This window comes from Aeromonas sp. S16(2024), from assembly GCF_041403065.1.
Taxonomy (GTDB): Bacteria; Pseudomonadota; Gammaproteobacteria; order Enterobacterales; family Aeromonadaceae; genus Aeromonas.
In genome coordinates this window covers 311,602-326,233 of the sequence record NZ_JBGLQX010000001.1, presented here as the reverse complement: position 1 = coordinate 326,233, position 14,632 = coordinate 311,602, and the positions used below count along the sequence as shown (strand labels likewise).

Annotated in this window: 17 protein-coding genes; 11 read left to right on the top strand and 6 right to left on the bottom strand. The window is 65.1% G+C overall.

Annotation, left to right across the window (positions count from 1 at the left end; all coding sequences use genetic code 11):
- Positions 1-362 precede the first annotated feature (362 nt).
- On the top strand, positions 363-1,535 hold the full coding sequence (locus ACB030_RS01585) for an MFS transporter (protein ID WP_371157452.1): 1,173 nt from the start codon (positions 363-365) through the stop codon (positions 1,533-1,535).
- 64 nt (positions 1,536-1,599) lie between these two features.
- On the opposite strand, the gene cydX is transcribed toward ACB030_RS01585, so the two are convergent.
- Genes cydX through ACB030_RS01570 form a run of 3 tightly spaced genes read right to left on the bottom strand, consistent with a single transcriptional unit; the run spans position 1,600 to position 4,436 of the window.
- Complete coding sequence (cydX, locus tag ACB030_RS01580; protein ID WP_005310033.1) at positions 1,600-1,713, bottom strand: cytochrome bd-I oxidase subunit CydX; 114 nt, start codon at positions 1,711-1,713, stop codon at positions 1,600-1,602.
- A gap of 24 nt (positions 1,714-1,737) precedes the next feature.
- Positions 1,738-2,865 (bottom strand): cytochrome d ubiquinol oxidase subunit II, encoded by a 1,128-nt coding sequence (gene cydB / locus ACB030_RS01575; RefSeq protein ID WP_371157450.1) that lies wholly within the window; start codon positions 2,863-2,865, stop codon positions 1,738-1,740.
- Positions 2,865-4,436 (bottom strand): cytochrome ubiquinol oxidase subunit I, encoded by a 1,572-nt coding sequence (locus tag ACB030_RS01570; RefSeq protein ID WP_371157448.1) that lies wholly within the window; start codon positions 4,434-4,436, stop codon positions 2,865-2,867. Before ACB030_RS01570 ends, cydB begins: the two co-directional genes overlap by 1 nt.
- A gap of 120 nt (positions 4,437-4,556) precedes the next feature.
- Here ACB030_RS01570 and ACB030_RS01565 point away from each other — a divergent pair, with 120 nt between their 5' ends.
- Positions 4,557-5,975, top strand: a complete 1,419-nt coding sequence (locus tag ACB030_RS01565; protein WP_041204236.1) for a PLP-dependent aminotransferase family protein — start codon at positions 4,557-4,559, stop codon at positions 5,973-5,975.
- 60 nt (positions 5,976-6,035) lie between these two features.
- On the opposite strand, the gene ACB030_RS01560 is transcribed toward ACB030_RS01565, so the two are convergent.
- Entirely contained in the window at positions 6,036-6,689 is a 654-nt protein-coding gene (locus ACB030_RS01560; RefSeq protein ID WP_371157446.1) for a tellurite resistance TerB family protein, read from the bottom strand.
- Between the two features lie 206 nt (positions 6,690-6,895).
- Between ACB030_RS01560 and ACB030_RS01555 the strand changes: the two genes are divergently transcribed.
- The 4 genes from ACB030_RS01555 to ACB030_RS01540 all read left to right on the top strand — a co-directional run bounded on the left by ACB030_RS01555 (position 6,896) and on the right by ACB030_RS01540 (position 8,443).
- On the top strand, positions 6,896-7,198 hold the full coding sequence (locus tag ACB030_RS01555; RefSeq protein ID WP_371157444.1) for a hypothetical protein: 303 nt from the start codon (positions 6,896-6,898) through the stop codon (positions 7,196-7,198).
- A 14-nt stretch (positions 7,199-7,212) separates the two neighbouring features.
- Complete coding sequence (locus tag ACB030_RS01550) at positions 7,213-7,683, top strand: acyl-CoA thioesterase (protein ID WP_163134852.1); 471 nt, start codon at positions 7,213-7,215, stop codon at positions 7,681-7,683.
- Positions 7,684-7,770: 87 nt separating this feature from the next.
- A complete protein-coding gene (gene rsmS, locus ACB030_RS01545) occupies positions 7,771-7,926 on the top strand; it encodes a pleiotropic regulatory protein RsmS (protein WP_111912584.1) in 156 nt (51 codons plus the stop codon).
- Positions 7,927-7,975: 49 nt separating this feature from the next.
- The gene (locus ACB030_RS01540) at positions 7,976-8,443 is read left to right on the top strand and encodes a GyrI-like domain-containing protein (protein WP_371157442.1); all 468 of its coding nucleotides are present in this window, start codon (positions 7,976-7,978) and stop codon (positions 8,441-8,443) included.
- A 21-nt stretch (positions 8,444-8,464) separates the two neighbouring features.
- Here the strand turns inward: ACB030_RS01540 and ACB030_RS01535 are convergent, their stop codons facing one another.
- Entirely contained in the window at positions 8,465-9,307 is an 843-nt protein-coding gene (locus ACB030_RS01535) for a LysR family transcriptional regulator (protein ID WP_371157550.1), read from the bottom strand.
- A 124-nt stretch (positions 9,308-9,431) separates the two neighbouring features.
- Here ACB030_RS01535 and ACB030_RS01530 point away from each other — a divergent pair, with 124 nt between their 5' ends.
- Together ACB030_RS01530 and ACB030_RS01525 are read left to right on the top strand one after the other, a co-directional pair.
- A complete protein-coding gene (locus ACB030_RS01530) occupies positions 9,432-9,935 on the top strand; it encodes a nucleoside deaminase (protein ID WP_371157440.1) in 504 nt (167 codons plus the stop codon).
- Positions 9,928-11,166, top strand: a complete 1,239-nt coding sequence (locus tag ACB030_RS01525) for a cyanate transporter (protein ID WP_371157438.1) — start codon at positions 9,928-9,930, stop codon at positions 11,164-11,166. The genes ACB030_RS01530 and ACB030_RS01525 overlap by 8 nt, the downstream gene beginning before the upstream one ends.
- 43 nt (positions 11,167-11,209) lie before the next feature.
- On the opposite strand, the gene rluF is transcribed toward ACB030_RS01525, so the two are convergent.
- A complete protein-coding gene (rluF, locus tag ACB030_RS01520; protein ID WP_371157436.1) occupies positions 11,210-12,223 on the bottom strand; it encodes a 23S rRNA pseudouridine(2604) synthase RluF in 1,014 nt (337 codons plus the stop codon).
- Positions 12,224-12,301: 78 nt separating this feature from the next.
- Between rluF and ACB030_RS01515 the strand changes: the two genes are divergently transcribed.
- The 3 genes from ACB030_RS01515 to ACB030_RS01505 all read left to right on the top strand — a co-directional run bounded on the left by ACB030_RS01515 (position 12,302) and on the right by ACB030_RS01505 (position 14,631).
- Positions 12,302-12,667 (top strand): hypothetical protein, encoded by a 366-nt coding sequence (locus ACB030_RS01515; RefSeq protein WP_371157434.1) that lies wholly within the window; start codon positions 12,302-12,304, stop codon positions 12,665-12,667.
- Positions 12,668-12,874: 207 nt separating this feature from the next.
- Positions 12,875-14,233, top strand: a complete 1,359-nt coding sequence (gdhA, locus tag ACB030_RS01510) for an NADP-specific glutamate dehydrogenase (RefSeq protein ID WP_371157432.1) — start codon at positions 12,875-12,877, stop codon at positions 14,231-14,233.
- Between the two features lie 182 nt (positions 14,234-14,415).
- Positions 14,416-14,631 (top strand): DUF3955 domain-containing protein, encoded by a 216-nt coding sequence (locus ACB030_RS01505; protein WP_371157430.1) that lies wholly within the window; start codon positions 14,416-14,418, stop codon positions 14,629-14,631.
- Position 14,632: the final 1 nt, after the last annotated feature.

Sequence of the window (14,632 nt, the reverse complement as noted above, 5' to 3'; positions counted from 1 at the left end):
AGGGAGCAAAGAAAACCCGACACCATCGACGAGAACCCAAGTGGGAGGCACTGTGCCTTCCGCTTTTTTGCCTCCAATACCGTGCGCCACTGCCTCCCCTGCAACCTGCCCTCGCCCCTTTCCTCTTTGTTCCCAGCTCGGTCTGTACGCCTTGCTTCTACGCGCTTTGCCTCTGCACTCAACTCGCGCTGTACGGCGCGCTCTTGTCTGCGCAGCCTCAGCCACTCCCACTGCCCCACTCCACGGCCCCATTGCTGCTGATTAAACAAAAGTAATTTGACGTTGCCGTCATTTTTGCCAACAAAGCTCATCGGCATACTGGCGCCATTCTCCCGTCGGGAGCCACTATCCAAGGAGTTTGTATGCCACTGGCGTTATTTGCCCTCACCCTGAGTGCCTTTGCGATCGGCACCACCGAATTTGTGATCGTGGGGCTGATCCCCACCATAGCCGAGCAGCTCAATGTCTCGCTCCCCTCGGCGGGCCTGCTGGTCAGCCTCTACGCCCTGGGTGTGGCCATCGGCGCCCCTGTGCTCACGGCGCTCACCGGCAAGCTGCCACGCAAGTGGCTGCTGGTGGGCCTGATGGCGCTCTTCACCGCCGGCAACCTGCTGGCCTGGCAGGCCCCCGGTTATGAGAGCCTGATCGTGGCCCGCATCCTCACCGGCCTGGCCCACGGGGTCTTCTTCTCGGTGGGCTCGACCATCGCCACCGGTCTGGTGGCCAGGGAGAAGGCGGCGAGCGCCATCGCCATCATGTTCAGCGGCCTCACTGTCGCCCTGGTGACAGGCGTGCCGCTCGGCACCTGGATTGGTCAGCAGTTCGGCTGGCGCGAGACCTTCCTGGTGGTCAGCCTCTTGGGCCTCATCGCCATGCTGGGCAGCCTGCTGCTCATCCCGAGCAACCTGCCAAAAGGCACGGCCTCCAGTATTCGTGAACAGCTCTCGGTACTGACCCACAAGCCCCTGCTGATGGTCTACGCCAAGACAGCCCTGGGTTATGGCGGCGCCTTCACCGCCTTTACCTTCCTCGCCCCCATCTTGCAGCAGGTGAGCGGCTTCGGTGCCAATGCGGTGAGCCTGATCCTGCTGGTGTACGGGGTCTCGGTGGCCGTCGGCAACATCTGGGGCGGCAAGCTCGCGGACAAGATGGGCCCGCTGCCCGCCTTGAAGCTGATGTTTGGCGGTCTGGCACTCATCCTGCTGATGCTCACCTTCACCGCGCCCCATCCGGTGCTGGCGGTGCTCACCGTGCTGGTGTGGGGCGCCTTTGCGTTTGGCAACGTGCCGGGGCTGCAGGTGCTGGTGGTGAAACAGGCCGAGCGCCATACCCCGAACGCCGTGGACGTGGCCTCCGGCCTCAACATCGCCGCCTTCAACGTCGGCATAGCGCTGGGCTCCGTGGTGGGCGGTTTCGTGGTGGAGCACTTGGGGTTGATGCACACCCCCTGGATTGGGGCCCTCATAGTGCTGCTGGCCTATGGCCTCACCCATGCAAGCGAGAAGCGCGAGGCCAGACTGGCGCTGGCAATCTAATCCGCCGCGCAAAAAAACAAAAAGGCCGACACCTGGTGTCGGCCTTTCTCCTTTTCAGGGGGGCTCAAGACTCCTTGAGATCCTCATCGGCGGCCCAGCGCGCCTCCAGCCAGAGCAGATTGACCAGACCGCACAGCAGCGCAAACCCCAGCCCCAGTATCCAGGTGAAATACCACATATCGAAGACTCCTCAATTCCGGTGTTAGTAGAGGCTATGGCCCTGCTCGCGCACCTGCTCGGTACTCATCTTGCCCCGTGCCACCCAGTAGACCCAGAGGGTGTAGCCAATGTTGATGGGCATCAGCACCGCGACTATGCCCAGCATGATGAAGAGGGTACCCTCGCTGGAGGTGCCGTCCCACAGAGTCAGGCTGCTCGACGGATCCAGGGACGAGGGCAGCACGAAGGGGAAGAGAGCAATGGCCACGGTCAGCATCATGGCGGCGCAGGCACCGCCGCTGGCGAGAATGGCCAGCCGCGCCCGGCCAAGGGTGCTTGCCAGCGTGCTCAAGAGCGGCAGCAAGAGGCCGAGGGCAGGCACCGCCCAGAGCTCTGGGTGCACCACGAAGTTGCCAAACCAGCCAGCAGGCAGCACCGTCACCTCCTTCATCAGCGGCGTCAGGGCGCTGTTGAGATCCCCAATCCCGGCTATCCGGTAACCACGCATCTGGCTGAGCCAGAAACCGCCGAGGGCAAAGAGAATACTCGCCAGGGGCCCGAGCCAGAGGCTCTGGCGGGCGCAGCGCTGGGCTATCACCCCTTGAGTCTTGCACTGCAGGAAGCTGGCGCCGTGCAGCATCAGCAGGGCCAGCGCCGTGCCCATGCAGGTGAAGAGCAGCGGCCAGTTGAAATCGAAGGCGCCATAGTGGATGCGAAGGGCCGAGTCGAAGCGAAACGGCAAGCCTTGCAACAGAAAGCCCAGGGTCGCGCCAAACACCAGGGTCGGCAGCAGGGCCCCCATCACCAGGGCCCTGTCCCACCAGCGGCGCCAGAGCGGGTCAGGCAGCTTGCTGCGATAGTCAAAGCCGACCGGGCGCAGGAAGAGGCCGAACAGCAGGAACATGAAGGGCACATAGAGCGCCGAGAAGGCGGCGGCATAGACCAGGGGCCAGGCGGCGAACAGGGTACCTGCACCGGCAATGAGCCACACCTGGTTACCCTCCCACACGGGCCCCACGCTGTTGAGCAGCACCCGCCGCTCCTCGTCGTTCTTGGCCACCACGGGGAGCAGCATGCCGACCCCGAGATCGAAGCCGTCCATCACCACGAAGCCGATGAGCAGGAAGAGCACCAGCCCCCACCAGATGAGTTTCAGGGTTTCGTAATCCATCAGACAGGACTCCCGTTTTTCAACACTTCACCTTGATAACGACCCGTCTGCAGGCTCGCGGGCCCTTTGCGGATCACGTGACGCAACAAGAACAGCTCCACCACCAGCAGGCTGCTGTAGATGAGGAAGATGGCGATCAGGCTGAACCAGAGTTGGCCCGGTTGCAGCAAGGAGACGGACGCCGACACCGGCAGCACGTCGCTGATGGTCCAGGGCTGGCGGCCGAACTCCGCCACGAACCAGCCCGCCTCGATGGCAACCCAGGGCAGCGGTATGCTCCAGAACAGCGCCTTGAGCAAACGGGGGGATTGCACCAGCTTGCCCCGGCACAGCTGCAGGAAGGCGGCGGCAAAGAGCGCGAGCAGCACCACCCCTATCCCCACCATCAGCCGGAAGCTCCAAAAAAGCGGCGCCACCTGGGGGATGGAGTCGTCGACCGCCCGGGCGATGGCCGCCTCGTCCGCCTTGCCGATATCGGCGGCGTAGGGGGTCAGCAGCAGGCCGTAGCCGAGATCCGCGCGGTGGCGCTCGAAGGTGGCTCTCGCCTCGGCATTGCTACCGTCTGAGCGCAGCGCCTCCAGGGCGTCGTGGGCAAGCATGCCGCTGCGAATGCGCACCTCGTGCTGCGCCTTCAGATCTTTCAAACCCGTCACCTGCTCATCCAGGGAGCGGGTGGCGATGATGCCCATCAGATAGGGTATCTTGACCGCAGCGTGAGTGGTCTCGGCGCGCTGATCCGGCAGGCCGAACAGGGTGAAGGAGGCGGGCGCCGGCTCGGTGTGCCACTCCGCCTCGATAGCGGCGAGCTTGACCTTCTGCACCTCCCCGGTGCGATAGCCCGACTCGTCCCCGAGCACGATGACAGAGAGGATGGCGGCGAGACCAAAGCCCGAGGCGATGGCGAAGGATCGCAGGGCGAAGCGCACCTCCATGCGGCGCAGCAGATACCAGCTGCTCACCCCCATCACGAACAGGGAGGCGGCCACATAGCCCGCCGCCACAGTGTGGACGAACTTGACCTGGGCCACCGGGTTGAACAGCACGGCGGCCAGGTCGGTCAGCTCCATGCGCATCGTCATGGGGTTGAACTCGGCACCGACCGGGTTCTGCATCCAGCCGTTGGCGATGAGGATCCAGAGGGCGGAGAGGTTGGAGCCGAGCGCCACCAGCGCCGTCACCAGCAGGTGCTGGCCCCGGGAGAGCTTGTCCCAGCCGAAGAAGAAGAGACCGACCAGGGTGGACTCCAGGAAGAAGGCCATCAGCCCCTCCACCGCCAGCGGGGTGCCGAAGATGTCGCCGACGTAGTGGGAGTAGTAGGCCCAGTTGGTACCGAACTGGAACTCCAGGGTGATCCCCGTAGTGACCCCCATGACGAAGTTGATGCCAAACAGCTTGCCCCAGAAGCGGGTGATGTCCTTGTAGATCACCTTGCCGGTCATCACGTAGGCGGATTCGGCGATCACCAGGATCCAGGACAGCCCCAGGGTGAGGGGCACAAACAGAAAGTGGAACATCGCCGTCGCGCCGAACTGTATTCGGGAGAGGCTGACCACATCATCCAGGCTTATCATGCATGACTCTCTATGTTGCATTTAACAGACAGGTTTTCGCCCGTTAAGTACAACACGCGCCATGACACCTATAACAGATGCAGTTATAGTGAAATCCACCTATAACAGTTAGGACACACCATGTCCCGTTACGGTCAGCTGGCTGCCTTGTTGCAGCAGCAGATAGAGAGCGGCCTCTGGCAGCCGGGGGAGCGCATCCCCTCCATCCGCCAGAGCTGCAAGACCCATGACCTCAGCCCCATGACGGTGCTGCAGGCCTACCAGTTGCTCGAGAGCCGCGGCCTCATCCTGGCCAGGCCCCAGTCAGGCTACTACGTCAAGGCCGCCACCTCCCCGCTGCAGGCGAGCGCCGCCCAGCAGGCCCACTACAGCGGCTCGGTGGACATCAACGATCTGGTGTTCGAGGTGTTGCAGGCGAGCAAGTCCCGGGAGCTGGTGCCGCTGGGGCTCGCGGTGGCGGATCCCGCCCTCTTCCCCCATCCCCAGCTCGGCCGGGCACTGGCGAGCTGCATGCGCCGCCTCGACCCCTTCAGCACTGTGGCAGACCTCCCCCCCGGCAACGAGGCGCTGCGCCGCGCCATCGCCCAGCGTTACGCCAGCGACGGCCTGGCGGTGGATCCCCAGGAGATCATCATCACCACCGGCGCCATGGAGGCCCTCTCCTTAAGCCTGCAGGTGCTGACCGAGCCCGGGGACTGGGTGGTGGTGGAGTCCCCCACCTTCTACGGCGCCCTGCAGGCCATAGAGCGCTTGCAGCTCAAGGTGGTGGAAATTCCGGTGATCCCCGGGGTGGGCATCGATCTTGCCCTGCTCACCGAGGCCCTGGCCCAGCGCCCCATCAAGGCGTGCTGGCTGATGGGCAACGTCCAGCACCCGCTCGGCCACACCATGCCGGATGGCCACAAGCAGGGGCTGATGGCGCTGCTCAACGCCCATGAAGTGCCCCTGGTGGAGGACGACGTCTACGCCGAGCTCTACTTTGGCCGCGAGCGCCCCAGTCCCATCAAACGCTGGGATGCCCGGGGCGACAGCCTGCTGTGTGGCTCCTGGACCAAGTGCCTGGCGCCGGGCTTTCGGGTCGGCTGGGTGGTGGCGGGACCCCATGCCGAGCGCATCCAGCGGCTGCAACTGATGTCGACCCTGTCGACCAATGTGCCGAGCCAGCTGGCGCTCGCCGACATGCTGCGCCAGGGCGGGGTGGATGCCCACTTTCGCCGCCTGCGCCACACCCTGGCCCAGCGCCAGCAGCAGATGCGGGCGGCCCTGCTGCGCCTCTTCCAGGACCAGGTGCGCATCTCGACCCCGAATGGCGGCTACTTCCTCTGGCTGACATTCGACGAGCGCCTCGATAGCCGGGCACTCTATGCCCAGGCGCTGGCCAGCGGTTTCTCACTGGCCCCCGGGGCCCTGTTCTCGAGTCAGGGCCAGCACAACCACTGCCTGCGCCTCAACAGCGCCCATCCCTGGAGCCCGGCGCTGGAGGCCGCCCTCACCCGGCTGGCGGCCCTGGTCCACCAGCAGCTCGCGCCCCATCAATAGACCACCAACGACAAGGCCCCATGACGGGGCCTTGTGGACAATCCTGATGGCAGGGCGGGCTCAACCCGGCGCCCCCAGCTGGGCCACCTGGCGCTCTATGCTGGTTTTCAGGTTGTCATCGAGTTTCAGGGCGCGGGCCAGCTCGTCGAGATAGCCGCGCTCCATGAAGTGATCCACCTCGACCGCGAGCAGGGAGGCGAGATAGACCTCGGTGGCCTGCTCCATGTCGGTGACTTCCCGGGCCAAGGCTTGCGGGTCCAGCGGGCGGGCCAGCTCGGCGTCAATCCAGCGGGCGGCGTCGGGTTGGCCCTGCTCGGTCAGGTACTGCTGGATCTTCTGGCGCTCATTGCCGTCGATGTGGCCGTCGGCCCGGGCCGCCGCAACCATGGCGCGCACCAGCAGGCTGGCGCGGGCATCCAGTTCGGCGCCCGCCAGCTCGTTGAGGGGATGGGGCGTGCTGGCCGCTGGCGCACTCTGGTTCTGCTGCCAGTCCTGGTAGAGCTTGTAGGCCAGCCCGCCGAGGGCGGCCGCCCCGCCCACCGCCGCCACCTTGGTGCCGTACTTGCGTATCTTCTTGTTGCCAAGCAGCAGCGCCATGGCCCCGGCGGCCAGCCCCCCTTGGGCCATGCCCTTCATCTGGGCCTTGCGCGTGTCGCCGCCATCGTTGAGCCAGCCCTTGCCAGCTCCCATCAATTGCTCCAGCATCTGTTTCATGGGGCCTCCTCATTTGCATGAGCTGCCATGCTGGGCCGCCACCGCTGAACTCAAGGTGAATGGATGCCCGCGCCCCGTTTGGTGCCGCTGACCCGCCGACTCTGGTTGGATGAGTCCTGACCGCTGCGGTTGTTATTGTCATCACTGGGCATTCTGGGGGGCATAGCCCTGAGCATGGCGAGGCGCCCCACACAAGGAGAGAACCCATGATGAAGCTGGTCATACTGCTGCTCGGCGGCACCCTCTGGGGCGGCCTGTTCGCCGCAACCCCTGACAGGAACACCCATCAGGCCGGGCTGGACAGAGCCTGTGACAACGCCCGGCAACAACAGACGATTCAAGACAGGCAGCAGCGCATCGATGCCTGCGCCAGGGCCGGGGGCAAGACGACCCGCTGCCAGCAGGAGTACGCCAGCCTCGGCCAGCGCACCGGCAATGAACGCCCCTATGTGTCATCCCTGCCTCCCTGCCAGCAGGCCGAGGCCTACCGCAAGAGTGACCGGCAATGAACCGAGGAAACAATATGACCCCACCCCACGAGCTGACCCTGCAATTTCTCGCCGAACCCGCCGACGTCAACTTCGGTGGCAAGGTCCATGGCGGCATGGTGATGAAGTGGATCGATCAGGCCGGCTACGCCTGCGCCGCCGGCTGGTGTGGCGGCTATGCCGTCACCGTCTATGTGGGGGGCATCCGCTTTTTGCGCCCCATCCAGATAGGCCAACTGGTGGAGGTGCACGCCAAGGTGATCCACACAGGCACCACCAGCATGCACCTGGCCGTGGATGTCTACAGCCGCCACCCCACCGACCCTGCGCGCCACAAGACCACCCACTGCATCATCATCTTCGTGGCCATGGACGAGCACGGCAAGCCGAGCCCTGTGCCCCAATGGCAGCCGGTGAGCGAGCAGGATCTGAGCTTGCAACAGTACGCCAAAAAACTGATGGCCCTGCGCGAAGAGCTCGACAAGGAGATGCGCCAGCACATGTGAAGCCCTTCAAGCCCCGGGCACCCGGGGCGTGTCTTCACGGCCCGCGGCGCTATAATGGCGCACACCCAGCCCCCATGAGAAACCAAGATGTCACTGGAAAATGCACCGCCCGAGGTCAAACTCGCGGTGGATCTGATAGAACTGCTGGAAACCAACCAGATTGCCCCTGATCTCGCCCTGGCGGCGCTCGCCATCGTCCGCCGGGACTATGAGCGCAAGCTCGAGGAAGGCCGGGCGCACTGACGTGTTCACCTAGACTCTGTCCCTTCACCCTTCCAACCCAGGAGGCCCCATGTCAGAACCCGTTCGCTTCGAAACCGGCAAGGCCATGCTGCTTGGCGGCCTGCGCCGCCATCACAGCTTCCAGCACGGCGACTTCGGTGGCCAGTGGCGCGACTTCAGCGCCCTTGGCCCCCTGCCGGGTCAACTGGGGGAGCACGCCTACGGCGTCATCTGCGCCGCCACTGCCACCGAGTGCGAATATATGTGCGCGGTGGAAGTCGCGGCGCTGGAGGTCTTGCCCAAGACCCTGGGCCGGATGCGGATCACTCCCCAGACCTATGCGGTCTTTCGCCATCTGGGCCATGTCGATGCCCTGCCCCAAACCTGGCAGCAGGCGCTGGCGTGGCTGGCGCACTCAGGCTACGAGTCGGCCCACCAGCCGGATTTTGAGCGCTACGGCGACGCCTTTGACCCGGATAGCGGCAGCGGCGAGGTGGAACTCTGGCTCGCGGTGGTGCCGAGGCAAGCCCTGGCCTGAGGCCTCGGGCCTGGCTTGTACCTACCTGGGCCCCATCACCTCGTCACAGAGCGCGATCAGCGCTTCGCAGAGCCGGCTGAGGGGCTCACTCTCCCCGGCCCCCAGGTGCAGGGCCAGCTCCACCGAGCGCACCGCCGGCCAGTCCACCAGCGCCACCTGATCGGGCTGCAGCAATCGGGCGGGCAGCAGGCTCACCCCTATGCCCGCGCTCACCGCCCCCTGCAGGCTGGCGAGGCTGGCACTCACGTAGGCGATGCGCCAGGGGATCCCCCTGGCATCCAAGGATTCGGTGATCTGGCGCCGATAGAGGCCTTCGCTCGGAAACACCACCAGGGGAACAGGCTCCCGCTCGCAGGCAGGCCAGTCGCGGCTGTCGACCCAGGCCAGCGGCTCGCGCCAACGGGCGATGGGATCCCCCTGTCCCCGCCCCTGCTTGATCAGCGCCAGATCCAGCTCCCCCCCTTCGAAGGCCTGCCACAGGACGTGGCTAAGACCGCTTTGCACCTCCAGCCTCACCTCGGGGTATTGCCGGGCGAAAGTCGCCAGCACAGCCGTCATGGCGCCGGCGACGAAATCCTCCGGCACCCCGATCCGCAGCGGCAGGCTGGCCTCGCTGACCCGCTCACCCGCCCGGGCCAGCAGCCCCAGGATGCGGCGCGCCAGCCCGAGCAGTGTCTCCCCCTGGGCCGTGGTCACCACCTGGCGGCCGGATCGGTCGAGCAGCGGGCAACCGAGCTGCTGCTCGAGGCGGCGCATCTGCTGGCTGATGGTGGACTGGGTCAGGTGCATCCGCTCGCCGGCACGGGTAAAACTGCCGGTCTCGACGATGGCGACAAAGCTCTGCAGCAGGTGGGGATCCAGCAAGGGTCGCTCCATGGGGGGATTCTCCATTTATAAAATCACTGAAAGTCATTTTATCATTTAATTTCCAAATGACTTGCGGGCCCGTTAGGCTGCCGTCACCCCCCTCTTTTGCCAGGATGATCCCATGTCACAGCCTCCCCAGTCCGGTGCCCGCCCAGTGAACTCCCTCAGTGCCGTCTCGGCCCCCAGCCATCAGGCATGGCTGGAGCAGACCCTGCAGCTGGCCCTGACCCACCGCCAGCAAGGGGGCCGCCCCTTCGCAGCCCTCTTGGTGCGAGACAACCAGCTGGTGGCGAGCGCCGTCAACCGCATGCTGGAGGCGGGGGATCCCAGCCGTCACGCCGAGCTGGAGGCGCTGCGGGACGGGAGCCGCAAGGGCCCGCTTGCGGGCGCCATCGTCTATGCCAGCGGCCACCCCTGCCCCATGTGCCTCTGCGCCCTGGTGATGAACGGCATCAGCGCCGTCTACTACGCCTTCGACAATGAAGATGCGGCCCCCTTCGGCTTTGACAGCAGCGCCAGTTACCACAGGCTGCGACTGCCGCTCTGCCCGCCGCCCCTGCCCCTCATCAAGTTGCCAAGCTCCATACCGGCCGCCGCCCTCTACGGCCCCCAGTCCCATGGTTAAGCGCCATCTCCCCTCCGGCAGCGGCGCCCTGCTGGTGCTGGTGGTGCTCATTGGCATCAACCTGCGCCCCTTCCTCACCGCCATAGGCCCACTGGCGGGGCAGATAGACGCCCAGCTGGGCCTCGGCATGGAGAGGCTGGCCTGGGTCACCCTGCTGCCGCTGCTGCTGATCGGGGTCGGCGTCCTGCTCACCCCGGCCCTGCTCGACAAAGCCGGGCCGCGCCCCCTGCTCGGCGCGGCCCTGTTGCTGCTGATGCTGGGCAGCGCCCTGCGCCTCGATCTCGCGAGCGGTACCCTGCTTATCGTCAGCGCCGCCCTGTGCGGGCTGGGGTCGGCCCTGGTGCAGGGGACACTGCCCGGCCTCATCAAGGGGACGTTCGCGGGCAAGGTGCCCCTGGTGATGGGGATCTTCTCCGCCTGCATGATGGGGGGCGGGGCGCTCGGCGCCGTGCTCACCCCCAGGGTCGCCCTGCACCTCGACTGGTCACGGGCGCTGGCCCTCTGGAGCCTGCCGGTGCTGCTGGCCCTGCTCTGGCTCGGCTGGCGGGTGCGACTGCCCGCCGCCGCGCCGCACTCCCCCGTATCAGGGGAGCAGCGGCTGATCGCGCTGCCCCGCGCCTGGCTGCTGATCGCCTGCTTTGGCATCATCAACAGCGGCTACGGCATAGTCGTGGCCTGGCTGGCCCCCGCCTACCTGGCGCTGGGATGGAGCCCCCAGCAGGGGGGCGAGCTGGTGGCCTGGCTGGCTCTGGCCCAGACCGCCAGCGGCCTGGGTCTGCCGCTGCTGGCGGCACGCAAGGAGGACAGACGCCCCTGGATGGGGCTGGCCATTGTGATGCAGGTGGCGGGCTTTGGCGGCCTCTGGCTCGCCCCGGAGGCCGCCCCCATCCTCTGGTGCCTGCTGTGCGGCGCAGGCCTTGGCGGCAGCTTCTCCCTCATCATGGTGATGGCGCTGGATCACCTGCCAGACCCCAGACGCGCCGGTAGCCTGAGCGCCCTGATGCAGGGGGTCGGCTTCATCCTGGCGGCCACAGGCCCCTGGGTGGCGGCGCGCCTGCACCACCTGAGCGGTGACTTCGCCAGCGCCTGGCAGTGGCAGCTCGGCGGTTTGGTGCTGATGAGCCTGATGGTGCTGCGCCTGGATCCGCGCCACTACGCCCGCGTGATGCGACAGCCTGCGGCTCCTGTCAGCCAACGGGGCCAGAGGGCACAAAGCAATACACCGGCCTAGGGCCGGTGTATTGAGCAGGTTGAAAAGCGAGTGACGGGGCGCCTTAGCGCCCCTTCTTCTGCCGCCCACCCTGGTTGGTGCGCGGTTTGCCCGCAGTGGCAGGCTTGCCTCCCTTGGCCGGGGCCCCCTTGCCAGCGGCGCCTTTAGCAGCGACTCCCTTGCCCGCACCGCCCTTGCCTGCGGGGCTCTTCTTCTCGAAGGCTTCCGGGCCCGGCACATTGGGGCGCCCGCCAATCTCGTGATCGTCGTCCCGGCGCGGCTTCTTGCCCTGGGCTGGTTTGGCGGTTTGCGCCGCCGGGGTCTTGGTCTTCTCCCCCTTGGCCGGTTTCACCTCGGAGGAGGAGTCTTCAATGAGCTTGAACAGCTCGATCAGCTCGTCGTCGGTGAGATCGCGCCACTCCCCCACCGGCAGCCCCTTGAGGCTGACGTTCATGATGCGGATGCGCTCGAGCTTGGTCACCTCGAAGCCGAAGTGCTCGCACATGCGGCGGATCTGGCGATTGAGCCCCTGCACCAGGGTGATGCGAAACACGAAGGGCGCTTCTTTCTTCACCTTGCACTTCTTGGTGACGGCACCGAGGATGGGCACCCCGGCCCCCATGCCCCGGATAAAGTCATCGGTCACCGGCTTGTCGACGGTCACCAGGTACTCTTTCTCGTGATCGTTGCCCGCCCGCAGTATCTTGTTCACCAGATCCCCGTGGTTGGTGAGGAAGATGAGCCCCTGGGAGTCCTTGTCGAGGCGCCCTATGGGGAAGATGCGGGTGCTGTGGTTGACGAAATCGACGATGTTGTCCTTCTCTCCCGCCTCCGTGGTGGAGACGATGCCCACCGGCTTGTTCAGCACGATGAAGACCAGGCTGTCGGCTTCGCGCGCCTCTATCACCTGACCGTTGACCTTGACCAGATCCCCGGCAAACACCTGATCGCCGATCCCGGCCCGCTTGCCGTTGATGTAGACATGGCCCTGCTCGATGAAGCGGTCGGCCTCGCGACGGGAGCAGATGCCGCTCTCGCTGATGTACTTGTTCAGGCGCATGGATTCATCGGCCAGCATGGGTCACCTGCCAGATCGTGGAGTTCAGAAGAAGTGTCGGCTGAGTCAGCCAGGTCATGGTCGGGTTGGTCTGCATACATGTCCATCTACAAAAAAGAATCTACAAAAAGAATCAACAAAAGCGCCTGCAATCAGTCTCTTCAAAAGGGCAAGGCCGCCCTTTCTTCAAAAAAACGCCGCTACAGTAGCATATTGCGCCATCCCTTGCCCCGCCCCGTGCACCGGATCCTGCTATCCGCCCCGAAGAAGACGCGCCGCCCGGCGGATGCCGCCTCGCAGATAAGGCTCCCCTTGCTCATTGGCCCCTTCATCTTGCCCATGCTCTCGCCCTCCTCTCCTCTCCCCTGCCTCGCCACGCCCCGCCTGGAGCGACAGGCCAAGGGCCGCAGAGAGCGTCGAAGGATACCCACAGAGAGAGGCGAACTAAAACTTGCTATTTATTGACCAAAAATGCATAAAAAGATTTTAGTCAGCGCGAATTATCACCCTGGTTTCAGCCATGTAACCTTGTCATCGCCATCATTGTCGGTAATAGCCGCCGCGAAACAAATTTTTATCCGTATTCACTTTCAACATCGAACATAAAACGGAGGACATAGCTGTTCCCTTCTCTGGCAAGAGGCCAATTTCCCTTTATTACAGGAGTTACAGATGAGTCATTCCCTCTCTCAGGAGGCATTCCTGGCCCAGGTGGCCAGCCGCAACCCCCACCAACCGGAGTTCATCCAGGCCGTGAGCGAGGTGGTCGCCTCCATCTGGCCCTATGTGGAACGTCACCCCCGCTACCTGCAACACGGCCTGCTGGAGCGGCTGGTGGAGCCGGAGCGCCTCATCCAGTTTCGGGTGAGCTGGGTGGATGACCAGGGCCAGGTGCGGGTCAACCGCGGCTACCGCATCCAGCACAACAGCGCCATAGGCCCCTTCAAGGGGGGCATGCGCTTCCACCCCTCGGTGGATCTCTCGGTGCTGAAATTCCTCGCCTTCGAGCAGACCTTCAAGAACGCCCTCACCACCCTGCCCATGGGGGGCGGCAAGGGGGGCAGCGACTTCGATCCCAAGGGCAAGAGCGAGGGGGAAGTGATGCGCTTCTGCCAGGCGCTGATGCTGGAGCTCTATCGCCACCTGGGTGCCAACACCGACGTGCCGGCCGGTGACATCGGGGTGGGCGGGCGCGAGGTGAGCTACATGGCGGGCATGATGAAGAAGCTCACCAACAGCGCCGAGTGCGTCTTCACCGGCAAGGGGCTCTCCTTTGGCGGCAGCCTGATCCGCCCGGAAGCCACCGGCTACGGCCTGCTCTACTTCGTCCAGGCCATGCTGGCCCACCGTGGTCAGTCCCTCGATGGCATGCGAGTCTCGGTGTCGGGCTCGGGCAACGTGGCCCAGTACGCCATCGAGAAGGCGATGGCGCTCGGCGCCCGGGTCATCACCGCCTCCGACTCCGGCGGCACCGTCTATGATCCTGAAGGCTTCACCCCAGAGAAGCTGGCCCGATTGATGGAACTCAAGAACGAGCAGCGCAAGCGGGTGGCGGATTACGCCCACGAGCTGGGGCTGGAGTTCTTCACTGGTCGTACCCCCTGGCATCTGGCGACCGACGTCGCCCTCCCCTGCGCCACCCAGAACGAGCTGGATGCATCGGATGCCGCCGCCCTGATCGCGAACGGCGTGCAGCTGGTGGCCGAGGGGGCCAACATGCCCTCCAGCGCCGCCGCCATCCGCCTCTTCCACGAATCAAGGGTGCTGTTTGCCCCGGGCAAGGCCGCCAACGCCGGTGGGGTCGCCACCTCGGGCCTCGAGATGAGTCAGAATGCCCAGCGCCTCTCCTGGACCCGGGAGGAGGTGGACGCCCGCCTCAAGGGGATCATGACCAGCATCCACGCCACCTGTGTACGTTATGGCCAGGTGGATCAGGGCCAGGATGACGGCCATGTGAACTACGAAAGCGGCGCCAACATCGCCGGCTTCGTCAAGGTGGCCGACGCCATGCTGGCGCAAGGGGTCTGCTAGTCACGCCATTACCCGTGACATCCCCCAAAGCAACAGGGCAGCCCATGGCTGCCCTGTTGTGTTAGATGCGTCGAGGTGGTTTTCATCAGGGCGATCGCCTGTGATATCGGCGCCACTTCACGCCCACTTCACCCAGCCATGACATCCTCACCCCTCTTCCATACGCGAACGAGGACAACCAGATGACAACGACCATAGGCGCCCTCCTGCTCCTGGCCGGGCTCGGCTGCTTTGTGGCCTTCAACCTGCTTGGCACCACAGTGGATGCACAGGGATTCTTGCACGAGCCCTTTGCCCTGCTTCCCCTGGGCTATCTGCTGCTCTTCACCGGCATGGTGCTCAGCTTGCTCCCGCTACTGCGCAGGGCTCTCGCCAAAGGGGAAGAAAACCGGCCATGAT